The sequence below is a fragment of the Naasia sp. SYSU D00948 genome (assembly GCF_017916515.1).
Classification (GTDB): domain Bacteria; phylum Actinomycetota; class Actinomycetes; order Actinomycetales; family Microbacteriaceae; genus Naasia.
In genome coordinates this window covers 3,005,471-3,024,422 of the sequence record NZ_JAFMTA010000001.1, presented here as the reverse complement: position 1 = coordinate 3,024,422, position 18,952 = coordinate 3,005,471, and the positions used below count along the sequence as shown (strand labels likewise).

Genomic DNA, 18,952 nt, shown 5'->3' with positions numbered 1-18,952 from the left:
GATGACGGTCGGGCTCGTCCTCGTCTCGCACAGCTCGAAGATCGCGGAGGGTCTCGTCGACCTCGCCCGGCAGATGGCCCCGGAGGTCTCGCTGGTCCCCGCCGGCGGCACCGACGACGGCGGCATCGGAACGAGCTTCGACAGGATCTCGGCCGCGATCGAGCAGGCCGACACGGGCGACGGCGTCGTGATCCTCTGCGACCTGGGCTCCGCGATCCTGACGGCGGAGACGGCCGTCGAGTTCCTCGACGACCCCGCCGGCGTGCGGATCGCCGACGCCCCGCTCGTCGAGGGCGCGGTCGCCGCCGCTGTCGCGGCCGAGGGTGGCGGGGACCTCGACGCGGTCGTGGCGGCGGCGGAGACCGCCGCGGGCAGTGCGACCCCGGCGCCGCCGCCTCCGTCGGCCGAGGTCCCCACGGAGCCGGGAGTGACGGACACCGCCACGCTGATCAACCGCGAGGGACTGCACGCGCGCCCCGCGGCCGAGTTCGTGAAGCTCGCGGGTCGCTTCGACGCCGCGGTCACCGTCAACGGCGTGGACGCGAAGAGTCTGCTGCGCATCATGGCGCTCGGGCTCACCGAGGGCGACGAGGTCGTCCTCGCCGCGACCGGGCCGCAGGCCGAGGAGGCCGTCCGCGCCCTCGCCGACCTCGTCCGGTCCGGCTTCGGGGAGGTCGAGGAACGATGAGCGACGCGCCGACGGCCCGCTTCCGCACCGAGATCCTCGCCACCGGCGGAAACACCACGGCCATTCCCGTCCCCGAGGAGGTGCTGCAGGAGCTCGGCGGGGGACGCCGCATCCCCGTCGTCGTCACGCTCGGCGCGCACTCCTACCAGAGCACCGTGACGCCCTACCGGGGCCGAGTGCTCGTCTCCCTCAGCTCCGATAACCGGGCCGCAGCGGGGGTGTCGGCGGGGGAGGAGGTCGAGGTCGTCCTCACCCGGGAGGAGGGTCCCCGGACGGTCGACGTGCCCGACGACCTGCGCGAGGCCGTCGAGGCCGACCCGGAGGCGTCGCGCTTCTTCGCGTCGCTGCCGCCCAGCCACCGCAAGGCGTACGCGACGTGGATCACCGAGGCGAAGAAGGAGGAGACGCGCCGGTCGCGGATCGAGTCGGCGGTGGGGATGCTGCGGGAGGGCAAGCGCCGCTGACCAGTCAGGACGAGGCGGCGCGCGCCTCGCTGTCCACCGGGCCCACGCTCGAGAGCGTCATCCAGTCCTCGCCCGTGCAGAAGGTGAGGTCGGGGACGTCGACGAACTCCTCGTGCGTGGCGCCCGGGACCGTGACCGAGAACCCGCGGACGGGGACCTCGGGATCGCACTCGCCGAGGCCCACCTTGGCCGCCGGGGTGTAGATCAGCTCCGCGTACGCGCGGTCGCCGGGAGGGAGGACGACGGCCGTGCCGGCCCTGCCGAAGCCGTCCGACTGCTCCGACCGGCTCCCGACTTCGGCGCCCACGGGGTCGAGCGCGACCACCTCGGGGAAGCCGCTCAGCGAGCACTCCACGTCCCCCGTGTTGGAGAGCACGAGGAAGGCCCACCCCGTGGCCGGATCCCGGACGTCGATGGTGACGTCGACCGCATCCGCGCAGGCCACGCCGGCCGTGGGCGAGGGCGAGGAGACGGGAGAGGCGGTGGGCGAGCCGTCGGGGGAGTCGCACCCGGTCAGGAGCGCGGCGGCCGCGAGGGCGGCGGCGAGGGAGGGGAGGAGGCGTGGGGGGAGCACGCGACGACGCTAGTGACGCCCGAGGGGCGCCGGAGGATGCGGCACGAAGGCGCAATCCGCGTGCAACCCGGAGGCGGAGCGGTGGTCGCCGATCGCATGCGGCGGACGCTCGCGTCCGCCGTGCCCCCAGGGTCCAAAGGCCCTGCTTCCGCCCGGTTCGGCCGCTCTAGGGTGCCGCGCATGAGCGACGACGAGCTGCGCCGCCAGGCGCGCAAGCGCCTCGAGGCCAAGGTGGGGTTCTGGCAGTACGTCGGCATCTGGGCAGCGGTGACGATCGTGCTCATCGTGATCTGGCTGCTCACCGGCGGCGGATACTTCTGGCCGATGTGGCCCATCTTCGGCATGGGCATCGCCGCGGTCTTCATCTTCTTCGCGGCCTACGGCCCCGGGCGCTCGTACATCACGGAGGACCGGATCGACGCCGAGGTGCGCCGGATGACCGGCCGGTAGCCGGACGCCCGCACGCGAACCGGGCCGGTCCGGTTCCTCGGGGCCGCCGCAGCGGCCCCGATCGACCGGAACGGCCCGGACAGGGGAGTCCGTACCGGCGCCCGGGGGTGTCCCCGGGCACCGGCACGTGCCGTCAGTTGACGAAGGCCGGGGACTCCGCGGCGAGGACGACGCGCTCGTTCGGCACGCAGTGCGTCATCATCAGGCCCGAGACGTCGCGCGGGCCGTTGCTGCCGAGGTTCGCGAGGCGCTGGAGCTCCTCCTCGTTCAGCGTCTGGGTCGGCAGGGGAGCGAGGCCCTTGACGTCGTCGACCCCGATGCCGAGCCCCTCGCCGAGCCGCAGACCGAGCTCGTCGTCGACCATCAGCATGTGCCACACCATGCGCTCCTGCACCTGCCGCGTCGCCTGGCCGATGAGGTTCGTGAGGTTCGTGACGAGGTCGTCCTTCTCCCACTGGTCCATCAGCTGGTACCGCTGACCCGCCTGCAGGTAGTCGTTGGTGCGGGGCAGACGCGCGCGGGTCAGCCGCCCCTCGATGACGGGGCCCTGCTCGACGTGGCCGGGCTTCGGCGCCTCCTGCAGGCCGCCCATCGTGCTCGGCTCGTAGTTGACGTGGGGGTTCGCGCCCGTGCCGTCGACGTAGTACGACATCTGCCCGCCGCGCTGGTTCGTGCTGGCCCGGACCTTCGGGCTGTTCACCGGCAGCTGCAGGTAGTTCGGCCCGACGCGGTAGCGCTGGGTGTCGCTGTACGAGAAGGTGCGGCCGACCAGCATCTTGTCGTCGGAGAAGTCGAGCCCGTCGACGAGGACGCCGGTGCCGAACGCGATCTGCTCGTTCTCGTTGTGGTGGTCCGACACGTTCCGGTTGAGGACCATCGTGCCGACGAGCTTCGGCGGGAACTCGTTCTCCGGCCACACCTTGGTGTCGTCCAGCGGGTCGAAGTCGAGCTCGGGGTGCTCGTCGTCGCTCATGATCTGGACGCGCAGCTCCCACTCCGGGTAGTCGCCCGCCTCGATCGCGTCGTAGAGGTCCTTGGACGCGTGGCCCAGGTCGGAGCCCTGGATGACCGCGGCGTCGGCCTCGGTCAGGCTCTTCACGCCCGCCTTCGGGATCCAGTGGTACTTCACGAGCACGGTCCCGCCGGCCTCGTTCACCCACTTGTAGGTGTTCACGCCGAAGCCCTGCTGCGTGCGGTAGTTGGCCGGGATGCCGCGCGGGCTGAAGAGGTTGACGAGCATGTGCATCGACTCGGGCGTCTGCGACATGAAGTCGAAGATGCGGGCCGCCTCCTGCCGGAACGTGACGGGGTCCGGCTTGAGCGAGTGGATGACGTCCGGGAACTTGATGGCGTCGCGGATGAAGAAGACGCCGAGGTTGTTGCCGACGAGGTCCCAGTTGCCGTCCTCGGTGTAGAACTTCACGGCGAAGCCGCGCGGGTCGCGGGCCGCCTCGCTCGAGTCCCGGCCGCCGATGACGGTCGAGAACCGGATCGCGAGGTCCGTGCGCTTGCCGGCCTCCTGGAACAGCTTCGCCCGGGTGTACTTCGCGATGGGCTCGTCGCCCCACATGCCGGTCGCCTCGAAGTAGCCGAAGGCGACCGCGCCGCGCGCGTGCACCACGCGCTCCGGGATCCGCTCGCGGTCGAAGTGGCTGATCTTCTCGAGGAAGTGGTAGTTCTCGAGGGTGGCCGGTCCGCGTGCCCCGACCGTCCGCTGGTTCTGGTTGTCGTAGACCGGGTGGCCCTGCCGAGTGGTGAGCCGGTCCTGGGTCTCGTCCGCCATGCGGAACGTCCTTTCATTCGGTGGTCCGCCGCGGTGCCGCGGCGGGGGGTCGGGAAGTGCGAGGGCCGAGCGCTAGGTGCAGTCGGGGCACAGGCCCCAGAAGATGACCTCGGCCTCGTCGATGCGGAAGCCGTCGGCCGAGGACGGGGTCAGGCAGGGGGACGCTCCGTGGACGCACTCGACGTCCGTCGTCCTGCCGCAGGCCCGGCACACCGCGTGGTGGTGGTTGTCGCCCACGCGCGACTCGAAGCGGGCGGGGGAGCCGGCGGGCTGGATCCGCCGCACGAGGGATGCGCCCTCCAGCGCCTCGAGGCAGTCGTAGGTGGCCTGCACGGAGACCGCGCCTAGCCGGCCCCGCACTCCCGCCAGCACGTCCGCCGCGGTGAGGTGCTGCGAGCCGCCGGCGGAATCGAGGACCTCGAGGACCGCCACACGCGGTCCGGTCACCCGGAGCCCGGCCGTGCGGAGCCGATCGCTCGTCGAGGTCATCGAAGCCCTTCGTGTTCTGGAGTCGTTCCACTCTAGGTCGACCCCCCGCGTCCCCCCGCCGCCGGGCGTCGCCCGGGCGTGGCGTCCGCGCCGCTGGTGAGCAGCGGCGGCGCCCGACTCCGAGAGCCGCCAGGATGGCGTCATGGACCTCCTTCCGGCCCCGCCCGCCCCCCGTGCCGTCGTCACGCCGGACGGCTTGTCGATCGCGACGTACGAGTTCGGCTCCCCGGACGGACCGGTGGTCGTCGCCCTGCACGGCTTCGCCTCCTCGACGGTCGTCAACTGGCACCACACGGGCTGGATCCGCGAGCTGAGCCGTGCGGGCTACCGGATCATCGCGATGGATCAGCGGGGGCACGGCGCGAGCTCGAAGCCGCACGATCCGGCCGCGTACACCATGTCGGCCCTCGTGCAGGACCTGCGGGCCGTGCTGGACACGTACCTCGTCGACGACGTCGCCGTCGTGGGCTACTCGCTCGGCGCCCGCGTCGGGTGGCACGCGGCTCTGGAGCTCCCGGTGCACATCAGCCGCGCGGTCTTCGGCGGCATCCCGGACGGCGATCCGCTCACCCGCTTCCGGGTCGACCAGGCGAAGGCCCACCTCTCCGACGGCGCTCCCGTCGAGGATCGGCTCACCCAGGCGTACATCACGATGGCGACCGGGATCGCGGGGAACGACCTCGCCGCACTCGTCGCTTTGGTGGAGGGGATGCGCGGCGGAGAGCAGCCGGACCCGGACAACCCGCCCACCCAGCCCGTGCTCTTCGCGACGGGCAGCGCGGACCGCATCCTCGCCGCCTCGCGCGCACTCGCCGAGGCCACGCCGAAGGGCGAGTTCTTCGAGATCCCCGGCCGCAACCACTTCAACGCGCCCACGTCCCGGGCCTTCCGGGACGCCGCGCTCGCCTTCCTCGAGCGGACGGCGTAGCGGACGCGCCGGAGGCCGAGCCCGCCAGGGCGTCCCCGCTGCCGAGGGCGTGCCCCTGGGTCCACCCCCTCGGCGTATCGTCGCGGGGGAGGAGGCGCGCATGGCGACGAGCGGGTCTGTGCCGGAGCTGCGGGCCGTGCTGGCCCTGACCGTGGCCTGGCTCGACGAGTACGGCGCCCGCGACGAGGCGCTCGCGAGGCTCGAGACCCGGCGGGGCTTCCTCGGCCTCGGCAGGCGGACGGTGCTCGCGCCGGCCGGCCGCGCCTGGCGCCTCGGGGTGCTCCTGCTCGACCGGGACGGCCGGCTCTACGCCGGGGGAGCGGTCACGCGGGCGGTGGAGCCGCGGCATCCGAACTACCAGTCCGTGTCGGGGGAGGAGCGGCGCGAGATGCGCCGTCTCGCGCTCGAGAGCTTCCCTCCGGGCGAGGTCGTCAACTACGGCGCGGACGAGCTCGCCCTCGACGAGGAGAGTCTCCTGCACGGGTCGGGACCGCTCAGGCTGGTCGAGGGGGAGGTGCGGGTGCAGTGGGCGCGCGGGCAGGGACTGGTGCCCCTCGAGCGCTACCTGGAGGAGCGCTGCCGCCTGCTCGTCCAGCACGACGGCTGGGACGACGGCCGCATCTACGACTGAGGCTCGGCGTTCCGGATGAGGTCCGCGCCCATCCCTACGATGGATCGGTGACGATCACCGCTGCCGCCGACGGCTCCGCTCTGGGGAACCCGGGCCCGGCCGGATGGGCCTGGTACATCGACGACGACCGCTGGGCGGCCGGCGGGTGGAAGCACGGCACGAACAACATGGGCGAGCTCAAGGCGGTGCTCGAGCTCTTCCGCGCCACGGAGCACACGGGCGAGGACCTGCTCGTCCTCTGCGACAGCCAGTACGTCATCAACTCGGTCACGAAGTGGATGCCGGGGTGGAAGGCGAAGGGCTGGCGCAAGGGCGACGGCAAGCCGGTCATGAACCTCGATCTGCTGCAGGAGCTCGACGACGCCATCCGGGGCCGGACGTACCGGTTCGAGTGGGTGAAGGGCCATGTGGGGCACGTCCTCAACGAGGCCGCCGACGCCCGCGCCCGTGCCGCCGCCGCGGCCTACCAGCGGGGCACGGAGGTGCCGACCGGGCCCGGCTTCGGCGCGCCGACCGCGTCGCCTGTGCGCGTCACGGTGCCCGACGACCGCGCCGCTTCCCTCTTCGAGCTCGAGGAGGTCGGCGAGCCCGAGCTCCACGAGGTCAGCCTGCAGCTGACCGACGAGGAGTTCGCCCGGCTGACGAGGCGTGCCCGGCGCGAGGGGCGCAGCCCGGAGGAGCTGCTGCGCGGCCTCATCTGAGGGCTGCTACCGAGCCCCGGGGACCACGAGAAGGGAAAGCGGCATTGACGACCGCGACAGGGGAGGACGTGCTGGAGCTCCTGCGAGCCGAGCTGCCGTCCTCCCGCATCCGCACCGACCAGGTCACGCGCGACGCCTACAGCCGCGACGACGCGGAGTGGGCGCCGTACGAGCTGCCGATCGCCGTGGTCCTGCCCGAGTCGGTGGCGGAGGTCGCGGCCGCGGTGCGTGCCGCCGCCGCGGCGGGCGTCCACGTGGTGCCGCGCGGTGCCGGCACGGGCCTGTCAGGCGGCGCCAACGCTGTGGCGGGCTGCATCGTGCTCTCGCTCGAGCGGATGACGGCCGTCCTCGAGATCGACGAGGCCGAGCGCTTCGTGGTCGCGCAGGCCGGGGTCCTCAACGACGCCCTGCGCGCGGCCGTGGCGGAGCGCGGGCTCTGGTACCCGCCGGACCCCGCCAGCTCCGCCATCTCGACCATCGGCGGCAACGCGGCCACCAACGCCGGCGGCATCTGCTGCGTCAAGTACGGCGTCACCCGGGACTACGTGCTCGGCATGAAGGTGGTCCTCGCGGACGGCGAGGTGGTCACGCTCGGGCGGACGACCGCGAAGGGCGTCGTCGGGTACGACCTCACCCAGCTCCTGGTCGGCTCGGAGGGCACCCTCGGCGTCATCGTCGAGCTGACGCTCCGGCTCCTGCCTCTCGGCGGCCGCGAGGAGCGCGCCGTTGTCGGCTCCTTTCCGTCGCTCTCGGCCGCCGGCGTCGCGGTGGCGGCGATCACCGCGGCCGGCCTGATCCCCTCGGCCCTGGAGCTCATCGACCGCACCTGCCTCCGCGCCGTCGACGAGTGGCAGCAGCTGGGGCTGCCGCACGAGGTGGACACCCTGCTGCTCGCCAAGGTCGACGACCCGGGCGCGGCGGGGGAGGACGCGGCGGACCGCATCGCCGCCCTCATGTCCCGGTCGGGAGCGGTGACGGTGGAGCGCGCCACTGACCCGGACGAGGTGAACCGCCTCTTCCGGGCCCGCCGGCTCGCCTATCCGGCGCTGGAACGGCTCGGTCCCGTCCTGACCGAGGACGTGTGCGTGCCCCGTGCTGCCGTTCCGGAGATGCTCGCCCGGATCCAGGCGGCGGCGGACGACAACGACGTGACCATCGCGAACATCGCCCACGCGGGCGACGGCAACCTGCACCCGCTGATCATCGCGCCGGAGGGCGACGACGCGGCCAAGGCGAGGGCGAAGGTGGCGTTCGACCGGATCGTCGACGACTGCGTCGCGCTCGGCGGAACCGTGACGGGGGAGCACGGCGTCGGCCTGCTGAAGCTGCCCGGGGCCGCCGCGGAGCTCAGTCCTCGCGTCCTCGCGATGCACCGTGCGGTGAAGGACGCCCTCGACCCGCACGGCATCCTGAACCCCGGCAAGGCCTTCCCCGGCTGAGGGCCGGCGGCTGCGGTGCTCCTGACCCTGCCGACGTTCGGTCCGCGGCGCTATCCCCGTGTGCGAGCCCCGGCCCCGCGTGAGGAGGCGGTGTCGGCCGTCGCCGGTACTGTGCCGCGCATGGCGGCGTGGGCAGAGGTCGAGGCGGAGGCTCCCGAGTTCGCGGAGGCGGTGCGCCGAGTGTTCGATGCGGGCACGAACAAGACGATCGCGACGCTGCGCAGCGACGGCTCGCCGCGCATCAGCGGGACCGAGCTGGTGTTCGAGAACGGTCAGGTGGTCCTCGGCATGATGCCCGGGTCCCGCAAGCTCGCCGACGTGCGCCGCGACCCGCGGGTTGCGATCCACTCGCCGACGCTGGAGCCGCCGCCGAACTCGCTGGGGGAGGGCGACGCGAAGATGTCGGGCGTCCTCGTGGACGTCGAGCCCGGGAAGCGACGGAGTGCGGCGGAGGCGGGTCTCTACCACCTCGACGTGCGCGGGGTGGTGCTCACGACGGTGGAAGGGAACGAGCTGGTGGTCCGCTCATGGCACCCCGGCACCGGGCTGCGGGAGAGGCGGCGCCGCTGAGCGGAGCGGTGGTGCACGCACCTATTGTGGACACCGTCCACATCGTGTTAGAACAGGTGAGTGGGACGCGTCGTCGCGCAGCAGATCGTGACCGTCGACGGCTTCGCGGCTGACGAGCAGGGCGAGCTCGGATTCTTCGGCGACGGCACCGACTGGGCGGAAGTGGACCGCAGGACGCACGCCTGGCTCGGGGGAGTCGAGCGCATCCTGCTCGGCGCCAACACCTATCGCTTGTTCGTCGAGTACTGGCCGACGGCCGGCGAGCTGCTCGCCGAGCCCATCAACACCACCCCGAAGACGGTGTTCTCGTCGACGCTCAGCGAGGCGCCATGCGGGGAGTGGCGGCCGGCGGAGGTGGAGCGCGGGGACCCCGTCCAGGCCGTGCGGCGGATGACGACGTCGTCCTCGGAAGACATGGTCGTGTGGGGTTCACTGACGCTGTTCCGTGCGCTGCTCGCCGCGGAGCTCATCGACGAGCTCGAGCTGCGCGTGATGCCGATCGTTCTCGCCGCCGGGACGCCGCTGTTCACCGAGCCGGCTCGCCTGGCTCTGAGGGGAGTGGAGTCGTACGAGGGCGGCGTGCTGCTGACCCGCTATCACCCGCTCTCCTCCGACTCAACTGACATAATGTGCATTATCGGCGCAGGACCAGGGGCTCGAGAGGGGGCGTGGTTGCTGCCCCCTCTGAGCCCCTCACGTGCACCCGGCGTGTGGACGGCGGGCCGCGGCGCGGAGTAGGTTGCCGCCCGTCCGCGCCCGCCGGGCGCCGTTCGAAGGAGCGACGATGCTCGACGGTACTGCGATGCGTGCAAAGCGTGCTCGAGCACGGGCGGTGGCCGACGCTCTCGTGCTGGCGGTGACCCTGGCCGGCTGCGCGGCCGGCGGTGCCGCCGGCTCCGGCTCCTCGAAGCCGCCTCAGCCCGGTGACGTCGGCTACGGGTACCCGCCCGCGGATGCCGTCGCGTCCGTCACGCCCGAGCGCGTGCGCAAGGCCGTGAGGGAGCTGCCCGACAGCGTCGAGGAGCTCATGGAGCAGACCGGCGTGCCGGGGGTGGCCGTCGCGGTGGTGTACGACGGCGAGACGATCTACGCCGAGGGATTCGGTGTCCGCAGCGTCGAGGGCGACGAGCCGGTCGACGCCGACACCGTGTTCCAGCTCGCGTCCGTGTCCAAGTCGCTCGGGGCCACCGTCGTCGCCCGACAGGTCGCGGAAGGAGTCGTCACGTGGGACACCCCCGTGATCGAGCTTCTGCCCGAGTTCGCCCTGTCGGACCCGTGGGTCACCGAGCACCTCACGATCGCGGACCTCTACGCGCACCGCTCCGGGCTCTGGGAGCACGCGGGCGACGACCTCGAGGACCTCGGGTACGACCGAGCCACGATCCTCGAGCGCCTGCGGCAGCTGCCGCTCGCCCCGTTCCGCTCCACGTATGCCTACGGCAACTTCGACATCACGACCGGGGCGGAGGCCGTGGCTCGCGCCGCCGGTGAGGACTGGGCCGACCTCTCCCAGCGCGTCCTGTATGAGCCGCTCGGCATGGAATCGACGAGCTCCCGCTTCGACGACTACATGGCGCAGGAGAACCGGGTCGACGGGCACATCCTCGACGGCACGGAGTGGGTCGTCACTCCCCTGCCGCGGGATGCGGACCCGGAGTCCCCCGCCGGCGGTGTGAGCTCGAGCGCCGCCGACATGGCGGCGTGGCTCACCGCGCTGCTCGCGCTGTCCGGGCCGGACGCGCCCGAGGGCGGGCTGCGGGACGCGCTGCTGCCCGCCATCGCCGCGCAGATCGTGTCGGCTCCGGGCGGCGCCGCCTACGCCCGGTCGGGCTTCTACGGCTACGGCTTCAACGTGAGCGTCACCGCGGGCGGGCTCGCCAACGTCAGCCATTCCGGCGCGTTCTACCTCGGCACGGGCACCAACTTCTCGGTGCTCCCCGCGAGGGCCTCGGCATCGTGGTCCTCACCAACGCGACCGCGAACGGCGTTGCGGAGGCGGTCGCCGCGGAGTTCCTCGACCGCGCGCAGTTCGGGAAGCTGCGCCAGGACTGGTTCCCGCTCTACAGCGCGGCCCTCTCCCCCGGCTCCCTGCCGGTGGGAGAGCTGGTGGGGAAGACGCCCCCGAGCGACCCGGTTCCGGCCCGGCCGCTCGCCGAGTATGCCGGCAGCTACGGGAACAGCTACTTCGGGGATGCTGTCGTGACGGTCGCGGGCGACGCGCTCGAGCTGCGAGCGGGGCCGGGTCCCGCATGGCGGCTGATCCACTGGGACGGCGACGTCTTCTACTTCGAGCCGCTGAGCGAGAACACTCCGCTCGGCAGTCGCTCGCAGGCCACCTTCGACGGCTCGACGCTCACCATCGAGCACCTGGACGAGCACGGCCTCGGAGCGTTCACGCGCTGAGCCCACCCGGATCGGTCGTCCGCGCCGCTGACGACGATCCTGGCGGAGCCGGCCCCGGCACGTCGGCCGGGGCCCGCGTGCGGCTCCGGTTCAGACCCTGCTCTCGGCGAGGAGGGCGTCGATCTGGCCCATGGCCTCCCGCATTCCCTCCTCCATTCCCATCTGGCTGAGCTGCTCGAGCTGCTCGAGCGAGGCGAACCGGCTGATGGTGGTCATCCGAGTGCGGCCGTCGACCTCCTCGAAGGTCACTGTCCCCCGCGTGGTCGGCATCCCCTCGGCGGGCTCGCCGCGCTCGTCCGAGAAGCCGTCCTCGAACTCGAGGCTGTTCGGCTTGTCGACGGAGACGATCCGCCACCAGCCCCCGGCCTTCTCCCCCGCCGGTCCCGTCATGTAGTACTTCGACGAGCCCCCGGGACGGAGGTCGTGCTGCTCGAACGTGGCGGGCCAGGTCGGCGGGCCCCACCAGCGCTCGAGCTGCCGCGGGTCCTCCCAGATCTGCCAGACGCGCTCCTGCGGCGCCTCGAACTCGGCGACGAACGTGAGGGTGAGGTTCTCGGGATCCTTGTCCGAGCGCAGAACGGGCATCGTCCTTCTCCTTCAGTGCGTGGTGGTGTTCGGGTCGCGTCCGGCTGTGCCGGGAGTCTCTTCGGCGAGGAGGTCGTCGATGGCACTGACCCGCATGCGCCAGAGATCCTCGTAGTCGTCGAGCAGTCGCCGTGCCCGCCGGAGCGTTCCGGGGTCGCCCTGCACGATCTGCTCCCGTCCCTGTCGCTGCTTGGTGACGAGCGAGGCCCGCTCGAGGACCGCGACATGCTTCTGCACGGCCGCGAACGACATGTCGTACCGTCGCGCGAGGGCCGAGACGGACTGCTCGGTCGACATCACCCGGGTCAGGATGTCCCGTCGTGTGGTGTCGGCCAGGGCGTGGAAGATCAGGTCCACCTCTGCGTCGCTCTGCGTATCTACAACCATTTGGTTGTACGTTAGGCGCACCGAGCGCTGCGCGCAAGAGGCGATCCGGCGGGACCCCTCCCCTCCGCCGGGCGGCAGAATCGTCGGGTGGACTCGGTCGCGGTCATCATCTGGATCGTCTCGTTCGTGCTCGTGACGGTGACCGTGACCGGCTTCGCCGGCCGGATCGGCCTGTCCGCACCGTTCCTGCTCGTCGCGATCGGCGCCATCGCTTCGTTCGTCCCGGGGGTGCCCGCGGTCGAGATCGAGCCCGACCTCATCCTCTACGGGGTCCTTCCGCCCCTGCTCTTCGCGGCCGCGATCCGCACCTCGTACATCGACATCAAGGCGCGCGGCGACAGCATCCTGCTGCTCTCGGTCGGCCTCGTGGCCTTCACGTGCGTGGTGGTCGGCCTGACCACGTGGGCGGTCTTCCCGTCAGTGGGCCTGGCGGCGGCGCTCGCGTTCGGCGCGGTCGTGGCGCCCACGGACGCGGTCGCCGTCACGGCGATCGCCGGGAGGCTTCGGCTCCCCCGCCGGCTCGTCACGATCCTCGAGGGCGAGAGCCTGCTCAACGACGCCGTCGCCCTGGTGGCGCTCAGCATGTCGATCACCGCGATCGCGGGCGCCGTCGATCCGCTGACGATCTCGGTCGAGCTCGTGCTCTCCGTCGTCGTCGGCGTGGGCATGGGACTCCTCGTCGGCTACGCCGTCGCGGAGGTGCGCAGGCGGCTGAACTCGGCCGTGCTCGACACGAGCCTCTCCTTCGTGACGCCGTTCCTCGCGTTCATCCCCGCGCAGCTGCTCCACGGCTCCGGGGTCGTCGCGGTCGTCTTCGCCGGCCTGCTGCTGGGGTACCGGAGCCCGTCCATCCAGTCGGCGGAGGCCCGGATCGCGGAGGCCCTCAACTGGCGGACGATCCGGTTCCTGCTCGAGAACGCGGTGTTCCTGCTGATCGGGCTGAGCCTGTCCGGGATCCTGCAGGACGCGGTGCGCGACGCACCAGGGCTCGTCCCCTCGATCGGGATCGCGGCCGCGGTCCTGCTCTCCGTCCTCCTCGCCCGGGTCGTCTGGCTCGCCCTCACGACGCTCCTCTACCGGCATGGCCCGCGGAGGCTGCGCGAGCGAGGCTGGCGGTGGCGGAACTCGGTCGCCCTCATGGTCTGCGGCATCCGCGGCGTCGTCACACTCGCCGCCGTCTTCCTGCTCCCCGAGGAGACGCCGCACCGCGGCTTCCTCCAGCTGCTCGCCTTCATCGTCATCGCCGTCTCCCTCCTCGGCGGCCTGGGACTGCCTGCGGTCATCCGGCGGCTGCGCCTGCCCGCGCCCAACGAGGACCAGGAGCAGATGCAGCGCCGCCTCCTGATGTCGGAGGCGCAGTCGGCGGGGCTGAAACGGCTCGAGGATGCGCTCACTGACGGCATCGAGGATCGGGTCGTGGAGCGCCTGCGCGTGAACGCCACCTTCCTCTCCCCCGAGAGCGAGGACGATGGGCCCGAGCCGCGGTTCGCCGACTACGCCCGCCTCCGTCAGGCGATGATCGAGGCGGAGCGCGAGGCGGTCCAGCACGCCCGGTCCGAGGGGCGGTACGAGGAGTACGCCGTCCGCGCCGTCCTCGCGGCCATCGACGCGGAGGAGTTGGCGCTTCGGGCGACGTTTCCGCGGTCCTCGCCGGAGCCGACGTCCGGATCCACGCCGCAGAACGAGCCGCCGGACACGCCGGTCGCCGACGAGGGCCATCGCTCTCCCGCGGCCCAGCCGGCGCGCTCCGACTAGGTCTCCGGCACCCCGGGGGCGGGAGCGACCCCGCGGCGGCGCAGCGTCTCCCTGTGGAGGCGATGAGCGAACGGCGCCCAGACGATGAGCGCCACGGCGGCACCGAGCAGGAGGCCGCCGATCGTGTCCGTGAGCCAGTGGGCGCCCAGGTAGTTGCGGCTGAGCAGCATGCACAGGGTGTAGGCGCCACCGAGGGGCCACATCCACCAGCGGTTGACGATCAGGGCGAGCACCACGGCGATCGTCGCCGCGTTCGCCGTATGCCCGCTCGGGAATGAGCCGAAGTCGGCGGTGACGAGGATCTGCTCCGGCCGGGGCCGGTCCACGGTGTTCTTGAGCAGTTGGACCAATCCGGCGCTCAGGACGCTCGCCGTCAGGAAGTAGACGGCGGCCCACCTCCGGCGGATGACCATGAGCACGACGAGGATCGCGATCGGCACCACGAAGACGCCGACGATCCCGCCGCCGATCCAATCGAAGAATCGGGCGACGGCCTCCCAGAACGGCGTCCGCTCCTCGTAGAGCTCGTCCATCCACTCCTGGTCGACCTCGTACGGCACGACGTCGTACTGCCGGAGGTAGATGAGCGCGCCGCCGAGGACCACCAGGGCGAGCGCGATCACGCCGCTGACGAGCGGCCACTTCCTCTGGACCTCGAGCGTCCGCCGGTCCTGCTCGTGCAGGGTCGGAGTGTCCGTCATGCGTCGATGGTAGGCGGGGCGCCGCCGGGAGCCGTGGATGACCGGCCGGAGTCCGTCCTGGGTTGCGGAGGAGGGTGGAAGACCCTAGCGCTCCAGGCTGGCCAGTCCGGCCGCAACGAACTCGGCGAGGTTCCCCGGCTCGCAGGCGTACTCGGCGGAGTCGAGCCCGTCCGACGCGAACCAGCGCCACTCGACGACGTCCCGCCGCTCCTCGTCGGTCCAGCCGGCGTCCGTCGGCATGAAGGCGTCGACCCGGACCGCGTACCACCGCCAGTGGCCGGTGTCGTAGTCGTGCCAGCGCTGGTCGGGCTCGAAGTCGGCGACGTGGAACGGGCGCCCGATCTCGCTGAGGACGAGCCCGGTCTCCTCGCGGAGCTCGCGCAGGGCGGCATCCTCGTGGCTCTCCCCCGGGTCCACTCCCCCGCCCGGCGTGATCCACCGCGGCGGCACCTCGTGCGACTTGCCGTGCTGGAGGTAGAGCAGGGTCCGGTCGTCCTGGTCGAAGACGAGGACGCGGGACAGCGCCCGGTGCCTCATCGGTGGACGAAGCTGCTGACGTCGCCCACGAGGCGGGTGTTGTCCACCGGGACCTCCTCGATGCACGCCAGGGCGACCTCGCCTGCGAACTCCGCGACGTTGTAGAGGCGACCGGCCGCCTCCTTGCGGGCTTCGATCGCGCCGGGGCGGGCCCGCTCGAGGAGAGTCGCCGTGATGGTGCCCTCGATCATGTCGCCCGAGACGACGACGAAGCCGATGCCGCGCGCGCGGAGGTCCGGGATGCGCTCGCGCAGAGCGTCCTCGCCCGCCCGCTTGCTCACCGCCACCGGCTCGTACTCGGGCATCGTCGGCACCTCGCGGATGAAGTGCGCCTGGTGGCTCGTGACGAACACGACCCTGCCGCCCTCGCCCATCAGGGGCAGGGCAGCCTCGAGGACGTTGAGCTGCGCGTCCCTGTTCAGCCGGAGCGCGTAGTCCTCGCCCATCCCCGTCTCCATGCCGCCCGAGGCGTTGAGGACCAGGATGTCGAGGCCGCCCCACTCGTCCCGGACGCGCGCGAACATCGCGGCGACGGACTCGGGATCCGTGAGGTCCGCTCCGACGGCGATGGCGTCGCCACCGCGCTCCCGCAGCTGGTCGACGAGCTGGAGCGCCCGTCTCTCCTTGTTCCGGTAGTTGATGACGACCTTCGCCCCGGCCTGCGCCAGGTAGACGGCGGTGTCGGCGCCGACGCCGCGGGAGGAGCCGGTGATGAGGGCCCGCTTGCCCGTCAGGGAGCCGGGCGGGAGGGGGTTCGCTTCAGGCGTCGTGACCACGACCCCGACCCTACCAACCAGCCCACGGGCCCTCCCCAGCGGGTTGCGGGACGCCCTCGCAACGCGCGCGGGGCGGAAGCCCCGGGACGGGGGCGCGGAAGTTGATACATTCTCCACAACCGACACCCCGAGGACGCCGATGCCCGACCTGACGCAGTACCTGTGGCTCGTCTGGCTGGGCTTCATCCTGGTCTGCGTCATCATCGAGCTGCTGACGCTCGAGTTCACGTTCCTGATGATCGCGGCCGGGAGCCTGGGCGGCCTCGGGGCGAACCTCCTCGGCGCGCCCTGGTGGCTCCAGATCCTCGTCGCGCTCGTCCTCTCGGTGCTCCTGCTCGTGCTGATCCGCCCCGTGCTGCTCCGGCTCACCCGCAAGGGCGCCGACCCGACCCCGACCAACATCGCGGCCCTCTACGGCATGTCCGGCCGGGTCGTGCTGGCCCTCGGTGAAACCGGCGGCCAGGTCAAGCTCGCCAACGGCGAGACCTGGACCGCTCAGCTGGACGAGTCCGCGGAGGCCCAGCTCGTGGAGGTGGGCGCTCCCGTCACGGTGACCGCGATCCGCGGCTCCACCGCCATCGTCGTTCCCCGTGGAAGGACCACCTCATGATCGACCCGGCCGGCTTCATCCTGCAGCTGTTCGTGATCGCGCTGCTCGTCATCCTCGCGATCTTCGTGATCACCGTCCTCATCCGATCCATTCGGATCATCCCCCAGGCCTACGCGGGCGTGGTCGAGAGGCTCGGCAAGTACCACAAGACCCTCACCCCCGGGCTGAACCTCCTCGTGCCGTTCATCGACCGCGTGCGGCCGCTGGTGGACATGCGCGAGCAGGTCGTGTCGTTCCCGCCGCAGCCGGTGATCACTGAGGACAACCTGGTCGTCTCCATCGACACGGTCGTGTACTTCCAGGTCACGGACGCCCGCGCGGCCACGTACGAGATCGCGAACTATCTCGGCGCGGTCGAGCAGCTCACCACCACGACCCTCCGCAACGTCGTCGGCGGCCTCAACCTCGAGGAGGCGCTCACGAGCCGCGACAACATCAACAGCCAGCTGCGCATCGTGCTGGACGAGGCGACCGGCAAGTGGGGCATCCGCGTCTCGCGTGTCGAGCTCAAGGCCATCGAGCCCCCCGTGTCCATCCAGGACTCCATGGAGAAGCAGATGCGCGCCGAGCGCGACCGCCGCGCCGCGATCCTCACCGCTGAGGGCACGAAGCAGTCCGCAATCCTCACCGCGGAGGGCGCGCGCCAGGCGGCGATCCTCGAGGCCGAGGGTGCGGCGAAGGCGGCAGTCCTTCGCGCCGAGGGTGAGGCGAAGGCCATCACGACCGTGTTCGACGCGATCCACCGGGGCAATCCCGACTCGTCCCTCCTCGCCTACCAGTACCTGCAGACCCTCCCCCGGCTCGCCGAGGGCGCCTCGAACAAGCTCTGGATCATCCCGAGCGAGCTCACCGAGGCGCTGAAGGGCATCGGCGGCGGGTTCGCCGGCGGCAACGGCTCCGCTCCCGTCGACAAGAGGCTCGCCGAACAGGCGCGGTCCGGAGCCGAGGCGGCGGTGCGCGAGGCCCGCGCGTCGGTCGACGAGGCACGGGCCGAGTCGGCGCAGGCGGTGGCGGGCGCTGCCGAGGCGCGCCGACCCGAATCGGGCCGGCTGCCGGAGACGGACGGGCTCCGCGCGTCGGGCGAGCCCGCAGGGACGTGACCCGGACGGTCGGCCCCTACTTCGCTCCCCCCGCCCCGCGGGTGTTCGCACACCGGGGCCTCGCGACCGGCGCGCTCGAGAACAGCATCGAGGCGTTCGCCGCGGCCCTGCGCGCGGGCGCCGGGTACCTGGAGACGGACGCGCACGCCACGGCGGACGGCATCGCCGTGCTGGTGCACGATCCGGGACTGCGCCGGATCGCGTCCCTCGACCTCGAGGTCGCGTCCCTCACGCTCGCGCAGCTCCGGGAGATCGGCCCGGTCGGAGGACAGATTTGTACCCTGATCGATGCTCTGCGCACCTTTCCGTCTGCCCGCTTCAACATCGACGTCAAGTCGGCCCCCGCGGCGGACGCCGTGGCCCGCGCCGTCCTGGAGGCGGATGCCGTCGACCGCGTGCTCGTCGCCTCCTTCAGCCGCCGGCGGCGGACCCGCACCCTGACGCGGGTCGGTGACGCCGCGGCCTCCGCCTCCGCGGCAGAGGTCCTGCCGGCGCTGCTGGCGGCTCGGATCGGGCTGATTCCCCTGGTCAGGCTCATACTCCGCCGCGTGGACGCGGTGCAGATCCCCCAGCGGATCAGGCGGTTCCGCATCGTGACGCCCCGGACTGTCCGCGCATTCCACGCCGCCGGGGTCGAAGTCCACGTCTGGACGGTGAACGATCCCGAGGATATGCGCCGTCTTCTCGACGCCGGTGTCGACGGCATCGTGACGGACCGGTGCGATGTGCTCGCCGAGGAGGTCCGCCGCCGCTCCTGACCCCCTCACTCGGGTCCCACTGGGAAGGTCCTGGGAATAGCCCCTGGAGGGAAGAGTGTCCCCCGACGCGAGGTTGAGGATGAAGACAGCCAGCGGAAGGAGCCACCTATGGCAGATCGCAGTCTGCGCGGAATGCGCCTCGGAGCCCAGAGCCTTCAGAGCGAGGAGGGAGTGGTCTTCTCCCCCCGGATCAACGCTCGCTACCGGAGCGATGACGGCGACATCTTCGAGGTGACGTTCGCCGAGGACGCCGAGATCCCGGAGACGTGGACCTCACCCAAGAGCGGCAAGGAGGGCGTGCTGCTCTCCGACGACGGAACGCCCGTCCAGTCCGCCGCCCACGAGAGCAAGGCGCCGCGCACCCACTGGGACATGCTCCTGGAGCGTCGCACCCGCGCCGAGCTCGAGCAGCTGCTCGAGGAGCGGCTTCAGTACCTGCGTGCCCGCCGCGGCAAGCAGCAGACGATAGCTTCCTGATCCCCCTCAGGACTCCCCAAGGGCCGCCGGTTCCCCACCGGCGGCCCTTTCTCTTGTCACGGCTACGTCGCCTCGGCCCGCGCCGCCGCGCCCGCACTTGCGCTCAACAGGCACTTCTTCCGCGGACACACTCTGCGGCGGCGTGT

At 71.8% G+C, this 18,952-nt stretch carries 24 protein-coding genes; 16 read left to right on the top strand and 8 right to left on the bottom strand.

Going from position 1 to position 18,952, the window contains the following annotated elements:
* Position 1: 1 nt before the first annotated feature.
* Both dhaM and J3P30_RS14120 read left to right on the top strand, forming a co-directional pair.
* Positions 2-688 (top strand): dihydroxyacetone kinase phosphoryl donor subunit DhaM, encoded by a 687-nt coding sequence (gene dhaM / locus J3P30_RS14125; RefSeq protein ID WP_210481641.1) that lies wholly within the window; start codon positions 2-4, stop codon positions 686-688.
* Positions 685-1,152 carry a YdeI/OmpD-associated family protein gene (locus J3P30_RS14120; protein WP_210481640.1) on the top strand — a complete coding sequence of 156 codons (468 nt, stop codon included), beginning with the start codon at positions 685-687 and terminating at the stop codon, positions 1,150-1,152. Before dhaM ends, J3P30_RS14120 begins: the two co-directional genes overlap by 4 nt.
* Positions 1,153-1,156: 4 nt before the next feature.
* On the opposite strand, the gene J3P30_RS14115 is transcribed toward J3P30_RS14120, so the two are convergent.
* A complete protein-coding gene (locus J3P30_RS14115) occupies positions 1,157-1,726 on the bottom strand; it encodes a DUF4232 domain-containing protein (protein ID WP_210481639.1) in 570 nt (189 codons plus the stop codon).
* Positions 1,727-1,906: 180 nt separating this feature from the next.
* Here J3P30_RS14115 and J3P30_RS14110 point away from each other — a divergent pair, with 180 nt between their 5' ends.
* Complete coding sequence (locus J3P30_RS14110) at positions 1,907-2,176, top strand: 2TM domain-containing protein (protein WP_210481638.1); 270 nt, start codon at positions 1,907-1,909, stop codon at positions 2,174-2,176.
* Between the two features lie 133 nt (positions 2,177-2,309).
* On the opposite strand, the gene J3P30_RS14105 is transcribed toward J3P30_RS14110, so the two are convergent.
* Together J3P30_RS14105 and J3P30_RS14100 are read right to left on the bottom strand one after the other, a co-directional pair.
* A complete protein-coding gene (locus J3P30_RS14105) occupies positions 2,310-3,959 on the bottom strand; it encodes a catalase (RefSeq protein ID WP_210481637.1) in 1,650 nt (549 codons plus the stop codon).
* A 72-nt stretch (positions 3,960-4,031) separates the two neighbouring features.
* A complete protein-coding gene (locus J3P30_RS14100) occupies positions 4,032-4,448 on the bottom strand; it encodes a Fur family transcriptional regulator (protein ID WP_210481636.1) in 417 nt (138 codons plus the stop codon).
* A gap of 142 nt (positions 4,449-4,590) precedes the next feature.
* Between J3P30_RS14100 and J3P30_RS14095 the strand changes: the two genes are divergently transcribed.
* The 8 genes from J3P30_RS14095 (at position 4,591) to J3P30_RS14060 (ending at position 11,120) form a co-directional block, all read left to right on the top strand.
* Positions 4,591-5,376 carry an alpha/beta fold hydrolase gene (locus tag J3P30_RS14095; RefSeq protein ID WP_210481635.1) on the top strand — a complete coding sequence of 262 codons (786 nt, stop codon included), beginning with the start codon at positions 4,591-4,593 and terminating at the stop codon, positions 5,374-5,376.
* Between the two features lie 100 nt (positions 5,377-5,476).
* Positions 5,477-6,007, top strand: a complete 531-nt coding sequence (locus tag J3P30_RS14090; RefSeq protein WP_210481634.1) for a hypothetical protein — start codon at positions 5,477-5,479, stop codon at positions 6,005-6,007.
* Between the two features lie 47 nt (positions 6,008-6,054).
* The gene (locus J3P30_RS14085) at positions 6,055-6,708 is read left to right on the top strand and encodes an RNase H family protein (RefSeq protein ID WP_210481633.1); all 654 of its coding nucleotides are present in this window, start codon (positions 6,055-6,057) and stop codon (positions 6,706-6,708) included.
* Between the two features lie 44 nt (positions 6,709-6,752).
* Positions 6,753-8,147: an FAD-binding oxidoreductase gene (locus J3P30_RS14080; RefSeq protein WP_246852782.1), complete on the top strand. Its 1,395-nt coding sequence runs from the start codon at positions 6,753-6,755 to the stop codon at positions 8,145-8,147.
* A 120-nt stretch (positions 8,148-8,267) separates the two neighbouring features.
* Positions 8,268-8,717, top strand: coding sequence for a pyridoxamine 5'-phosphate oxidase family protein (locus J3P30_RS14075; protein ID WP_210481632.1), 450 nt, complete (start codon positions 8,268-8,270; stop codon positions 8,715-8,717).
* Between the two features lie 60 nt (positions 8,718-8,777).
* Positions 8,778-9,455, top strand: coding sequence for a dihydrofolate reductase family protein (locus J3P30_RS14070; protein WP_210481631.1), 678 nt, complete (start codon positions 8,778-8,780; stop codon positions 9,453-9,455).
* Between the two features lie 46 nt (positions 9,456-9,501).
* Positions 9,502-10,920 (top strand): serine hydrolase, encoded by a 1,419-nt coding sequence (locus tag J3P30_RS14065; RefSeq protein WP_210481630.1) that lies wholly within the window; start codon positions 9,502-9,504, stop codon positions 10,918-10,920.
* Positions 10,812-11,120, top strand: coding sequence for a DUF3471 domain-containing protein (locus J3P30_RS14060; protein ID WP_307807516.1), 309 nt, complete (start codon positions 10,812-10,814; stop codon positions 11,118-11,120). The genes J3P30_RS14065 and J3P30_RS14060 overlap by 109 nt, the downstream gene beginning before the upstream one ends.
* A gap of 90 nt (positions 11,121-11,210) precedes the next feature.
* Here the strand turns inward: J3P30_RS14060 and J3P30_RS14055 are convergent, their stop codons facing one another.
* Both J3P30_RS14055 and J3P30_RS14050 read right to left on the bottom strand, forming a co-directional pair.
* Positions 11,211-11,705 (bottom strand): SRPBCC domain-containing protein, encoded by a 495-nt coding sequence (locus J3P30_RS14055; RefSeq protein WP_210481628.1) that lies wholly within the window; start codon positions 11,703-11,705, stop codon positions 11,211-11,213.
* Positions 11,706-11,717: 12 nt separating this feature from the next.
* The gene (locus J3P30_RS14050; protein WP_210481627.1) at positions 11,718-12,092 is read right to left on the bottom strand and encodes a winged helix-turn-helix domain-containing protein; all 375 of its coding nucleotides are present in this window, start codon (positions 12,090-12,092) and stop codon (positions 11,718-11,720) included.
* Between the two features lie 87 nt (positions 12,093-12,179).
* On the opposite strand from J3P30_RS14050, the gene J3P30_RS14045 reads away from it, so the two are divergent.
* Positions 12,180-13,847 carry a sodium:proton antiporter gene (locus J3P30_RS14045; RefSeq protein ID WP_210481626.1) on the top strand — a complete coding sequence of 556 codons (1,668 nt, stop codon included), beginning with the start codon at positions 12,180-12,182 and terminating at the stop codon, positions 13,845-13,847.
* Here J3P30_RS14045 and J3P30_RS14040 read toward each other — a convergent pair.
* The 3 genes from J3P30_RS14040 to J3P30_RS14030 all read right to left on the bottom strand — a co-directional run bounded on the left by J3P30_RS14040 (position 13,844) and on the right by J3P30_RS14030 (position 15,861).
* Positions 13,844-14,548 (bottom strand): phosphatase PAP2 family protein, encoded by a 705-nt coding sequence (locus J3P30_RS14040; protein ID WP_210481625.1) that lies wholly within the window; start codon positions 14,546-14,548, stop codon positions 13,844-13,846. The two genes, J3P30_RS14045 and J3P30_RS14040, sit on opposite strands and share 4 nt — an antisense overlap.
* 84 nt (positions 14,549-14,632) lie before the next feature.
* A complete protein-coding gene (locus J3P30_RS14035) occupies positions 14,633-15,085 on the bottom strand; it encodes an NUDIX hydrolase (protein WP_210481624.1) in 453 nt (150 codons plus the stop codon).
* Positions 15,082-15,861 carry an SDR family oxidoreductase gene (locus J3P30_RS14030; RefSeq protein ID WP_307807515.1) on the bottom strand — a complete coding sequence of 260 codons (780 nt, stop codon included), beginning with the start codon at positions 15,859-15,861 and terminating at the stop codon, positions 15,082-15,084. Before J3P30_RS14030 ends, J3P30_RS14035 begins: the two co-directional genes overlap by 4 nt.
* A 139-nt stretch (positions 15,862-16,000) precedes the next feature.
* On the opposite strand from J3P30_RS14030, the gene J3P30_RS14025 reads away from it, so the two are divergent.
* The 4 genes from J3P30_RS14025 to J3P30_RS14010 all read left to right on the top strand — a co-directional run bounded on the left by J3P30_RS14025 (position 16,001) and on the right by J3P30_RS14010 (position 18,806).
* A complete protein-coding gene (locus J3P30_RS14025) occupies positions 16,001-16,471 on the top strand; it encodes an NfeD family protein (RefSeq protein WP_210481622.1) in 471 nt (156 codons plus the stop codon).
* Positions 16,468-17,571, top strand: coding sequence for an SPFH domain-containing protein (locus J3P30_RS14020; protein ID WP_210481621.1), 1,104 nt, complete (start codon positions 16,468-16,470; stop codon positions 17,569-17,571). The genes J3P30_RS14025 and J3P30_RS14020 overlap by 4 nt, the downstream gene beginning before the upstream one ends.
* Positions 17,568-18,329: a glycerophosphodiester phosphodiesterase family protein gene (locus tag J3P30_RS14015; protein WP_210481620.1), complete on the top strand. Its 762-nt coding sequence runs from the start codon at positions 17,568-17,570 to the stop codon at positions 18,327-18,329. The genes J3P30_RS14020 and J3P30_RS14015 overlap by 4 nt, the downstream gene beginning before the upstream one ends.
* Positions 18,330-18,437: 108 nt before the next feature.
* The gene (locus J3P30_RS14010) at positions 18,438-18,806 is read left to right on the top strand and encodes an RNA polymerase-binding protein RbpA (protein ID WP_210481619.1); all 369 of its coding nucleotides are present in this window, start codon (positions 18,438-18,440) and stop codon (positions 18,804-18,806) included.
* Positions 18,807-18,952: the final 146 nt, after the last annotated feature.